Below are 9,681 nucleotides of genomic sequence, written 5' to 3'. Positions count from 1 at the left end.
GGACTCCCTGGAGGCGCTTTTCGACGAGTCGGGTTCGACGAACCGTTCCCACTGAGCGGGAGGGGTCGTTTTCAACCCGCAGGGGGAAGCCGGAATGATGTCCATCTACGCGCAGGAACTGTTGGCCAAGGGGCGGGCCGAAGGCGAGGCTCGGGGCGAGGCCCGGGGCAAGGCACTTGGTGAGGCCTATGGTTTGCAGAAAGGGGAGTCCGGCCTGTTGCTGCGCCAGATACAGCGCAAGTTCGGACCCGCCCCCGCCTGGGTGACGACCCGGCTGGAAAATGCCGTACCGGGCGAACTGGCCCTCTGGAGCGAGCGCATTCTGGATGTGGACTCCCTGGAGGCGCTTTTCGACGAGTCGGGTTCGACGAACCGTTCCCACTGACCGGGGCAGACCTGGCCCGAGTCGGGGAGCGATCGGCTCGATACCACGAATTTCCTGATTTGGTCTTCAATATGGTTTCAAGTGGCGCGGTTAGGATGCTTCTCACCGGCGGGTGATCCCGCCACGAAGTGTCCAACCCTTTGGAGGTTACCATGCGCCGCTCTTCCGTCCCCGGCCAGTTGACCCGCGAGGCCATTCATCGACTGCGGGAGATTCCACCGGAGGGTGTGATGGCCTCCCGTCGCACGCGCCACGCCATTGTCTCCATCTCGCGGTTTCAGGAGCGGGACCAGCCGCGTCGTTCGCTGTTGATCTATCTCCAGGGCTGCATCAACGATCTGTTCGAGCGGAGCTGGCGCCAGATGCTTCCGCCGGTGCGCGGCTGAGGCTCAGGAGGAGGCGGGCAGCGCCACTTCCACGCCGAAGCCCCCCAGGGAGGGGGCTCGGTGGAAGTGGATGCGTCCATGGTAGTGTTCCACGATTTGCGACACGATGGCCAGACCCATGCCGTGCCCGCTGCGGGATTCGTCCAGACGTACCCCGCGGCGGGTGATGTGTTCCATCTGCTCCTCCGAAACTCCCGGCCCGTTGTCTTCCACCACGAAGAAGCACTCTTTGCCGCGTTCCCCGATCTCCACCCGGATGCGCCCGTCGCACCATTTGAAGGCGTTGTCCAGCAGGTTGCCCAACAGTTCCATCATGTCTTCCTGATCGAAGGGCATGAGCAGATTGGGGGGAACGGTCAGTTCGACCTGGACGTTTTTCTGGAAATTGAGGCTTTTCAGGGTGCGCACCAGGGCGTTGACCTCTTTTTCGGGGTTGAAGAAGCGGGTGGGGAGGGAGTGGTCCGAGAGTCGGGCGCGACGCAGTTCCCGCTCCACCAGGTTGGTCAGGGAGGTGAGCCGCTCTTCCACTTCGCCGCGCAGGGTTTCGTCGGCCATGACGCCGGGATGGTGCATCACCTGGGAGAGGGTGGAGAGGGGGCCTTTCATGGCGTGGGCCAAGTTGGCCAGACCGGTGCGGGAGCGTTCCAGTCGCAGGGTGGTTTTCTCCAGCCATTGGTTGATGCGGGCCACGATGTGCTGCATCTCCTGGGGCACCGCATCGGGTGGGGTATTGAAATTTCCTATTTGCATCTGATATAATCTATCGGTTTATCTAGTGAAATCTTTGTTTCTAATATAGAATCGATACGAGAATATTGACCCACAGTAACCTGTGCTGACAGTGACTGAATTAACGATATGATTGACGACCTGATTTCGACAATATTGTCGCCATCTTCATCTAGACTAATATTATATATTTTTTGTAAATTAGCAGTATCTGACCACCAAAAGCCGGATCTTCCTGAGTTTGTTTCTGAAATAACCTTTAGCGCTGTTGAGTTAATATATTTTAATTCCTCTTTGTGCCAATGTTGAATATGGTGTAACATCCAAATGCCGGTGCTGATAACAGACTCGGTAAAACACATTGAAGAGCTTTGTTGGTTATTGTGGCAGGCTACGAGATTTCCAAATAATAATGGAGTATCAAGAGCCATAAAATACAATAGATCAATTTTCCGAAACAGAAGAGATATCATAAATATACCTCTGTCTGATAGAGTGCATTGAATAGTTGATTGTTGGTTCATCTCTATCAGTTTATACGAGATAAGGCCACATTGAATATATCGATCGAATGTATTGTTGATAATCGATTCATCATAATCAAAAAAATTCACAAGATGAACACTAACAGCTTCTTTTGTGGCGTAGCTTGGTCCCATTGCATAAATAGTTTGAAGAATTCTGAGTCCGCATAGGCCATACCAAATTCTTTGCTGGTCAGGTCTCACTTTTGATATGTCATACCAAAACAGATTGGGTAATATCGGACTGTCGTTTGAAGAGTCGTTTTCAGTTGTGGTGTTCTTAAAAAGTTCACCATGGAGAAATAGATTTCTATAGATTAATCGTTCAAACCTTTTCTTGCCTTTTGATTGTATATCAAAGTCGTTGAACGTTGTTTGCATAAAAACTTGATAGAGGAATGCAGTTAGTAAATTTTGAGAGCATTCTCTAATATCGCTGCGGAAAAGATACTGAATCGGATCTTGTGAGTTTTGAGTGGTGTTTGAGAGGGTTTCTAATACTTCGATAAAATCATTACTAACATCTTGCAGTAGGTCATCATAATGCTTTAATTGGGTTTGCCCCATTTTAAGCTCTAAATTTTTTTTTGAATTGACAAATTCTGAAGATTTTGGGTGTTTGCATATTGCTACTTTTTTCTGAATCAATTCTTTTACATTTATTGTATTGATTTGAACTTGTGGGCAACTGTCAAGGTTTGAAGATAATGGAGAGATTGATCCATCATAACTAAATTTCATGTGTTCTAGAGTCTCAGGTCTAATACTAAAAACCCAAATATCTTTTCTTGGCAAAACGGCAGTTTCGGAAATTGTTTTAATAAACTGAATATAATGATTAGCATTTCTGGCTTTGTGCCACAATATATTGTCGACCCCGTCAACAACATACATGATGCGCATATTGTATTTAGACAATATTATTTTTTTTAGCATATCAGACAGGTCGATAATTTTATTATATTCCAGTCTTCTGATGGTTCTATTGCAGAGCGAATTGTCAATTATTTTTATAAATGCACTATCATCTGCATCACCGCTCTCTTTTTCTATTTTCTCTAGGAGTTGATCGATAAAGATGTCTGACTTAATCTCTCCTCGAGTGTTTGGCCCGATATAAGTTACTAGAGATAAAGTTCGAGCGTAGTCAATAATCTTTCCAAAAAGTTTGTTTTTGTAGTTTGCTCCATATTTAATAACAACATAAGCAAGTTGTATTTTAAGGTAGTCTTCTAGCGTTACATCGCTGGCCGAATGTTTTTCCCAGAGCTTGTATAATTTGTGGGCGTCACAACGAAACCAGCATAATCTTAAATTCTCTTGTATCCAATGAGTCTGTGTGCTTAATAGGATGTTTTGGGTTGTGCTTTTTCCTGATCCTTTTGGGCCGATGACAAGAATGGGAAATGTAGTTTGATTCTTGAATGCTTCTTTGGATGCTTCTTCGATTAACTCGGCCAGCCTATTCACACTTTCATCACCAATATAGATCTCACACATCATTTCTATCACTTCCTGCTTATTTGGGTTTGCAGGATGTAGTGAAAAAACTTTCTTGTAATATTTAAAAATTTCTAAAATATGATTAGAAACTCCCTGCGTAACCTTTTCTACAAACGGGTTGTTATTTGTGCCTTTTCCTTGCAATTTCCTCCTGATTCGATAGTCATCAATTGGTCTTATAAAAACATCAGGCGAATTCGGTAAGTCAGTATAAATTGTCTTAATTGCTGTATTAACATAATTTTCAATCTTAGATCGTTGATCGCTCATTATGGATCCTTCTTTAGAATGTTGTACACTCAGTTGCTGGATTGTAAAAGGTTGTCTTGGTACGAAATTAACCTAAGCTACATAGCTCCCGTATTGCAATTGTCTCGCATGATTTTGCGAGAACGATCAATACTATAAAGTGCTTTTCTGATATAGATTTTTATCTTTTCGGAATCGCAGTCTTGGCCAATCATGTCGGACGTTGTTTGTATTGCTTCAAGAACAGCATCGTCTAGTTCATTATTTATCGCGAAATAGTTCCTCATTCTGTATTCCTCTAAGTTATTAATGCTTAAATATGTTTTTTCTTTGAGAGCGTCATTATTCGCATATCCGTTTAAATTAACCTCAATTACCATTAATTTTTCTGATAGCCCTTCATATATTGGGAATAAGGCGGCGAATCTTATTTTATACATTGCAAGTCTGAGCGCGTAATAATTCTTTGCTGCCATGTATAATAACGAAAGCACTAGCCCTGCAATAATAGCCAAAAGTGAGTAATCTTGATTTATGAACTGAATGATTGAATGTTTCATAAGAAGTCCTGCTTAATCATGTCGACATACATACCCGGAGAAAACTGTTTCGGGTATCTTGCGCACATTTATGTTCCAATGCAAGAAAAATCGGTATCTGTTCAGGAATGCGGGGGTTTGGGGGGATAATCCCCTCCCCGACGGGTCCAGGGCAGCGCCCTGGGACTTTTCCTTTCACTATTGACTCCGTCATATCGCGTTGCGCAGGCTATGAGTAGTTAGAAAAATCGAAAATATGTCTGTAATTATATTTAGATGCCTGAAATTTACATGAATAGTTGCGAGTTGTCAGCCAGATTACCGAAGCCTTGAAAGGAGGGCGTGATGGCCTCCCGTCGCACGCGCCACGCCATTGTCTCCATCTCGCGGTTTCAGGAGCGGGACCAGCCGCGTCGTTCGCTGTTGATCTATCTCCAGGGCTGCATCAACGATCTGTTCGAGCGGAGCTGGCGCCAGATGCTTCCGCCGGTGCGCGGCTGAGGCTCAGGAGGAGGCGGGCAGCGCCACTTCCACGCCGAAGCCCCCCAGGGAGGGGGCTCGGTGGAAGTGGATGCGTCCATGGTAGTGTTCCACGATTTGCGACACGATGGCCAGACCCATGCCGTGCCCGCTGCGGGATTCGTCCAGACGTACCCCGCGGCGGGTGATGTGTTCCATCTGCTCCTCCGAAACTCCCGGCCCGTTGTCTTCCACCACGAAGAAGCACTCTTTGCCGCGTTCCCCGATCTCCACCCGGATGCGCCCGTCGCACCATTTGAAGGCGTTGTCCAGCAGGTTGCCCAACAGTTCCATCATGTCTTCCTGATCGAAGGGCATGAGCAGATTGGGGGGAACGGTCAGTTCGACCTGGACGTTTTTCTGGAAATTGAGGCTTTTCAGGGTGCGCACCAGGGCGTTGACCTCTTTTTCGGGGTTGAAGAAGCGGGTGGGGAGGGAGTGGTCCGAGAGTCGGGCGCGACGCAGTTCCCGCTCCACCAGGTTGGTCAGGGAGGTGAGCCGCTCTTCCACTTCGCCGCGCAGGGTTTCGTCGGCCATGACGCCGGGATGGTGCATCACCTGGGAGAGGGTGGAGAGGGGGCCTTTCATGGCGTGGGCCAAGTTGGCCAGACCGGTGCGGGAGCGTTCCAGTCGCAGGGTGGTTTTCTCCAGCCATTGGTTGATGCGGGCCACGATGTGCTGCATCTCCTGGGGCACCGCTTCGTCGATGCGTTCGATTTTGCCCTCCTCCAGCCGTTGCAGTTGGTGTTCGATGCGGCCCATGGGGGCGAGGGAGCGATGCACCGCATAGACGTGAATCAGGGCCAGTCCGGCCAGGAAGAGGGCGGAGAGCAGGGTGTAACGCCATTGGAAGGCGGCGAGATCCTCGTCGATGGGGGTGAGGTCTTCGGCTACGGCGATGGTCAGGGTGTGCTGCCGCAAGGGCACGGCACGCATGACCACCAGCAGGTTTTCCTGGTGGGGGCCGGCGAGCAGGAGCCTTTGTTTGCCGCCGACGCTCAAGGGTGGCAGTTTGAGGACGAAACTCTCCAGGGATTTGGAGCGCAGCAACTGGCGGACGGTATCGCCCCGGCTGAGGGAGATCTGGTAGTAGTAGCCGGAAAAGGAGAAGTGGAAGAGGGCGTCCACATGGCTTTCGTCGAGGGAGATCTCGTCCTGGCCTTCCACCTTCATTTCGGCCAGGATGCTGGCGATTTCCCGTTCGATGCGGTCTTCCAGATAGTTGGCGGTGAGGTTGCGCAGGGATTGGGAGACGGCCAGCCAGAGAAGAACGAACATCACCACCAGGCTGCTGACCAGAGCCACCAGCAGGTCGCGCCGGATGGAGGGTTTCACGCCACCTCCCCCTGTCCCATGACATAGCCTTGCAGGCGCAGGGTGCGGATCACCTCCCGCCCCAGTTTTTTGCGCAGGTGGTTGACGTAGACTTCGATGACGTTGTGGTCGTTGACCGTGTCGAAATCGTAGATGGCGTCCATCAGGGCCTCTTTGGTGAAGACCTTGTTGGGAAACATCATGAAGGTGCGCAACAGTTTGAACTCGGTGGCGGTCAATTGCACCGATTTTCCGGAGGGACCGGCCACGCACTGGCTGTTTTCGTCCAGGAGCAGTCCGCCGGCTTGCAACAGGCCGGGCACGACGGCCTGGGCGCGGTGAATCAGGGCCCGCAGTCGGGCGACCAGCTCCTCCGGATGGAAGGGTTTGCCCAGGTAGTCGTCGGCGCCGGCTTCGATGCCCTGGACCCGCTCCTGCCAGGTGTTGCGCGCCGTCAGAATGATCACCGGCAGCCGGATGCGGGCTCCACGCCATTTTTTAAGGAGCTGCAGACCCGGCAGATCCGGCAGTCCCAGATCGAGGACCACCGCCTGATAGAAGGGTTCGCGGCCCATCTCCTCGCCTTCGATGCCGCTGGCGGTACAATCGACCACGAAGCCGACCTCTTCCAGCTTGCGCTTCAGCAGACGTTGCAGGGTCAGATCGTCCTCGATGACGAGAATGCGCATGGTCGGTCAACCGTTGCTGATGACGACTTCGCGGATGGCGTGACGCCCCGCTTTGGTCACGGTGAAGGCCCAGCCGTCATGATGCATTTTTTCGCCCTCCTTGGGAATCTCGCGGAAGTGGTCCAGCAGAAAGCCGGCCAGGGTTTCGTAGGGACCGTCGGGCAGTTGGATGCCCAGTTCGTCTTTCAGGGCGATCAGGGAGATGCGGGCGTTGACCCGCCAGGAGTCGTTGTCCACCCGCTGCCAGTAGACGATGTTCTTCTTGTCCGGGTCGTATTCGTCGCGCATCTCCCCCACGACCCGTTCCAGGATGTCTTCCAGGGTGACCAGCCCTTCGCAACTGCCGTATTCGTCGACGATGATGGTCATGCGTTCGCCTGTGGCCTGGCAGGCGTTGAGGATGTCCTCGATGCTTTTGGCGCCGGGGGCGTAGGCGATGGGCCGCACGAAACCCCGGATGCTCTGTTCTGCAGGCACGTTCAGCAGGTCCACGGTATTGATGTAGCCGATCATGTTGTCCACCCGCCCGGCGTAGACCGGCAGCAGCAGGTGGGAGGACTGGGCGGAAAACTCCAGGGTTTCGCCGCAGGTGGCGTTGCGGTCCACGGCGCGGATGTCGATCAGGGGCACCATGATATCCCGCGCGGTGGTTTCGCCGAAATTGAACAGGCGGCGGATCATGCTGCGTTCCACCGGCAGGATGTCGGTCTCCTGATTCGGCATCTGGAGCACCATGTCGATCTCTTCCCGCAGGGAGAAGATGTTATTCTTTTCTCCTCCGCCAAACAGGAAGGTGATGGCTCGGAAGAGGATGGAAAAGATGATGATAAGCGGGTAAAAGAGGATCGAGGAGGCTTTAAGGACATAGATGATGCGTGGGGCCAGATAGTCGGCCTTTTGCTGGAAGATGCTTTTGGGCACGATTTCGCCGAAGACCCAGATCAGGGGTGCAGCGATGACGATGGCGATCCAGGCCTGCTCCTTGCCCAGCACCTCGATGGCGAAGAGGGTGGAGAGGGAGCTGTTGGTCACGATGGCGACGTTGATGCCCACCAGGGTGGTGGTCAGGAGGTGTTCCGGTTTTTTGAGCATCTCCATGGCCAGTTGAGCGCCGCGGGATCCTTTGGCGGCCTGGTGACGCAGCCGCAGGCGGTCGGCGCTGACCACGGCGATTTCCGAACCGGCGTAAAAGGCCTCCACCAGCAGGCAGAGCAGGATCAGGGGGGGGATCAACCAGATGTCCATGGTCAGGCATCCTTCGGGTCGGGGGTGTCGTCGCCGGGGGACGTCTCGTTTTCTTCGGGGAGGGTGGGGCTCTCCTCTTCTTCCGGCACGCGGCAGGCCACCACGCGGGTGAGGCGATTGTTTTCCACCGCCAGGACTTCGAAGTTCCAGCCTTCCAGGGTGATCTTCTGGCCGGCGACGGGCAATTCACCCAGGTGGTGCAGGATGGCGCCGCCCAGGGTTTCCACCTCGTCCACTTCCAGATTGGCCTGAGTCATCTGGTTGAACTCCGACAGGGGCATGACCCCGTCGCAACGGAAACAGCCGTTGATCAGGGGTTGGATGTTGCTGCCGGACTTGCCGGTTTTGTCGCGCATCTCGCCGAAAATGGTCTCCAGCAGATCTTTGGTGGTGACCAACCCTACCAGGCCGCCGTATTCGTCGACCACCAGGGCCATGGACTGTTTTTTCTCCCGGAAGATTTGAAACAGGGAGGAGACGCGCTTGCTGCCGACCACGAAGTAGGGTTTGCGCAGCAAACCGGGGAGCCATTTGGCATTGTTGGCCAGAGCGGGTCCGGCCTTGACCATGTCGCGCACGTGCAAAACGCCGACGATATCGTCCCGATGGCCTTCGTAGACGGGAACCCGATCGACGTTGTGGCTCTGGAAGAGGCGGATGGCCTCGGCGTAGGTGGCATGGGCGTTCAGAAAGGCGATTTTGGCCCGTGGCACCATGACATCCTTCACCATGAGGTTGCCGAAGGAGAAGATGTTGTTGATGTATTCCCGCTCGGAATCGTCGAGAACCCCGTCTTCGGTGGCCTGTTCGGCCAGGGTGCGCACCATCTCCTCGGTGACGGTGGTCTTCTTCTCCTGGGGCGTTCCGATGATCAGGGTGATGAAGAAGTTGGCCACCCAACGCACCACGCGGCGCAACGGAGTGATCAGACGCATGAAGGAGGCGATGGGACGCGCCACCAGAGCTGCAAAGGGGATGTTGTTGCGCACGGCGATGGTTTTCGGGGTGATTTCGCCGATCAGCAGCAGCAGGGGCAGCATGATGAAGATGTTGACCCACCATTTGTCCTCGCCGCCCAGGAGGCGGATCAGGAAGGTGGCGGAGAGGTTGGAAGCGGCCACGTTGACCAGTTCGTTGCCGATGAGGATGGTGGCGATGAGGTTGCGGGGATCTTCCAGCAGGCGGCGGATCAGGGCCAGCCGGGGATGATTCTCCTTGGCCATCTGTTCCAGTTGCACCGGATTCAGGGAGAAGAGGGCCACCTCCGTTCCGGAGAAGAAGGCGGAGCAGCCCAGCAGGGTGAAGAAGAGCACCAGTTGGATCCAGACGAAAGGGTCCAGAAAGATGGACGTGTCCATAAGGCCTCCGAGGTTGCAGGAAAGGGGAGGCCGGACGGCCTGCTTTCCCCTGCCTGAAGGGGGGATTTTCTTCAGGCAGGATTCAGATTAGCGGGTCGAGTTGAATCCACGCTTAAAGGATGTTAAGCGAAGCTGAAAAAGAGGGGTATGAACCGCGCCCATTTCGGGATCCCCTGGTCTTTTCAGTCATACGGGGGTCCGGGGGGGATTATCCCCCCCGGCGGGGTCTGGGGCGGAGCCC

At 53.4% G+C, this 9,681-nt stretch carries 10 protein-coding genes; 3 read left to right on the top strand and 7 right to left on the bottom strand.

The window, feature by feature from the left end; translation table 11 throughout:
- The first annotated feature begins 94 nt into the window (after window positions 1-94).
- Together HQL56_15375 and HQL56_15370 are read left to right on the top strand one after the other, a co-directional pair.
- Window positions 95-385 (top strand): hypothetical protein, encoded by a 291-nt coding sequence (locus HQL56_15375; protein ID MBF0310900.1) that lies wholly within the window; start codon window positions 95-97, stop codon window positions 383-385.
- Between the two features lie 152 nt (window positions 386-537).
- Window positions 538-771, top strand: a complete 234-nt coding sequence (locus tag HQL56_15370; GenBank protein ID MBF0310899.1) for a hypothetical protein — start codon at window positions 538-540, stop codon at window positions 769-771.
- Between the two features lie 3 nt (window positions 772-774).
- On the opposite strand, the gene HQL56_15365 is transcribed toward HQL56_15370, so the two are convergent.
- The 3 genes from HQL56_15365 to HQL56_15355 all read right to left on the bottom strand — a co-directional run bounded on the left by HQL56_15365 (window position 775) and on the right by HQL56_15355 (window position 4,336).
- Window positions 775-1,521 (bottom strand): GHKL domain-containing protein, encoded by a 747-nt coding sequence (locus HQL56_15365; protein ID MBF0310898.1) that lies wholly within the window; start codon window positions 1,519-1,521, stop codon window positions 775-777.
- Window positions 1,512-3,797, bottom strand: coding sequence for a hypothetical protein (locus HQL56_15360; GenBank protein ID MBF0310897.1), 2,286 nt, complete (start codon window positions 3,795-3,797; stop codon window positions 1,512-1,514). The genes HQL56_15365 and HQL56_15360 overlap by 10 nt, the downstream gene beginning before the upstream one ends.
- A 77-nt stretch (window positions 3,798-3,874) precedes the next feature.
- Window positions 3,875-4,336: a hypothetical protein gene (locus HQL56_15355; GenBank protein ID MBF0310896.1), complete on the bottom strand. Its 462-nt coding sequence runs from the start codon at window positions 4,334-4,336 to the stop codon at window positions 3,875-3,877.
- A 324-nt stretch (window positions 4,337-4,660) separates the two neighbouring features.
- Between HQL56_15355 and HQL56_15350 the strand changes: the two genes are divergently transcribed.
- Window positions 4,661-4,816, top strand: a complete 156-nt coding sequence (locus tag HQL56_15350) for a hypothetical protein (GenBank protein ID MBF0310895.1) — start codon at window positions 4,661-4,663, stop codon at window positions 4,814-4,816.
- Between the two features lie 3 nt (window positions 4,817-4,819).
- Here the strand turns inward: HQL56_15350 and HQL56_15345 are convergent, their stop codons facing one another.
- Genes HQL56_15345 through HQL56_15330 form a run of 4 tightly spaced genes read right to left on the bottom strand, consistent with a single transcriptional unit; the run spans window position 4,820 to window position 9,440 of the window.
- Window positions 4,820-6,169 (bottom strand): GHKL domain-containing protein, encoded by a 1,350-nt coding sequence (locus HQL56_15345; GenBank protein MBF0310894.1) that lies wholly within the window; start codon window positions 6,167-6,169, stop codon window positions 4,820-4,822.
- Window positions 6,166-6,837: a response regulator transcription factor gene (locus HQL56_15340; protein MBF0310893.1), complete on the bottom strand. Its 672-nt coding sequence runs from the start codon at window positions 6,835-6,837 to the stop codon at window positions 6,166-6,168. The genes HQL56_15345 and HQL56_15340 overlap by 4 nt, the downstream gene beginning before the upstream one ends.
- Before the next feature lie 6 nt (window positions 6,838-6,843).
- Window positions 6,844-8,082 carry an HlyC/CorC family transporter gene (locus HQL56_15335; protein ID MBF0310892.1) on the bottom strand — a complete coding sequence of 413 codons (1,239 nt, stop codon included), beginning with the start codon at window positions 8,080-8,082 and terminating at the stop codon, window positions 6,844-6,846.
- Window positions 8,083-8,084: 2 nt separating this feature from the next.
- Window positions 8,085-9,440, bottom strand: coding sequence for an HlyC/CorC family transporter (locus HQL56_15330; protein MBF0310891.1), 1,356 nt, complete (start codon window positions 9,438-9,440; stop codon window positions 8,085-8,087).
- Between the last annotated feature and the right edge of the window lie 241 nt (window positions 9,441-9,681).

It is taken from the genome of Magnetococcales bacterium (genome assembly GCA_015231925.1).
In the GTDB taxonomy this organism is placed as follows: Bacteria; Pseudomonadota; Magnetococcia; order Magnetococcales; family JADGAQ01; genus JADGAQ01.
This window is presented reverse-complemented; position numbering and strand designations above follow the sequence as displayed.

Excerpts from the sequence above, each read along its gene's own strand:
- HQL56_15360 (MBF0310897.1), bottom strand. The coding sequence starts at position 3,797 with ATGAGCGATCAACGATCTAAGATTGAAAATTATGTTAATACAGCAATT.
- HQL56_15350 (MBF0310895.1), top strand. The coding sequence starts at position 4,661 with ATGGCCTCCCGTCGCACGCGCCACGCCATTGTCTCCATCTCGCGGTTT.
- HQL56_15330 (MBF0310891.1), bottom strand. The coding sequence starts at position 9,440 with ATGGACACGTCCATCTTTCTGGACCCTTTCGTCTGGATCCAACTGGTG.
- HQL56_15335 (MBF0310892.1), bottom strand. The coding sequence starts at position 8,082 with ATGGACATCTGGTTGATCCCCCCCCTGATCCTGCTCTGCCTGCTGGTG.
- HQL56_15365 (MBF0310898.1), bottom strand. The coding sequence starts at position 1,521 with ATGCAAATAGGAAATTTCAATACCCCACCCGATGCGGTGCCCCAGGAG.
- HQL56_15375 (MBF0310900.1), top strand. The coding sequence starts at position 95 with ATGATGTCCATCTACGCGCAGGAACTGTTGGCCAAGGGGCGGGCCGAA.
- HQL56_15340 (MBF0310893.1), bottom strand. The coding sequence starts at position 6,837 with ATGCGCATTCTCGTCATCGAGGACGATCTGACCCTGCAACGTCTGCTG.
- HQL56_15355 (MBF0310896.1), bottom strand. The coding sequence starts at position 4,336 with ATGAAACATTCAATCATTCAGTTCATAAATCAAGATTACTCACTTTTG.
- HQL56_15370 (MBF0310899.1), top strand. The coding sequence starts at position 538 with ATGCGCCGCTCTTCCGTCCCCGGCCAGTTGACCCGCGAGGCCATTCAT.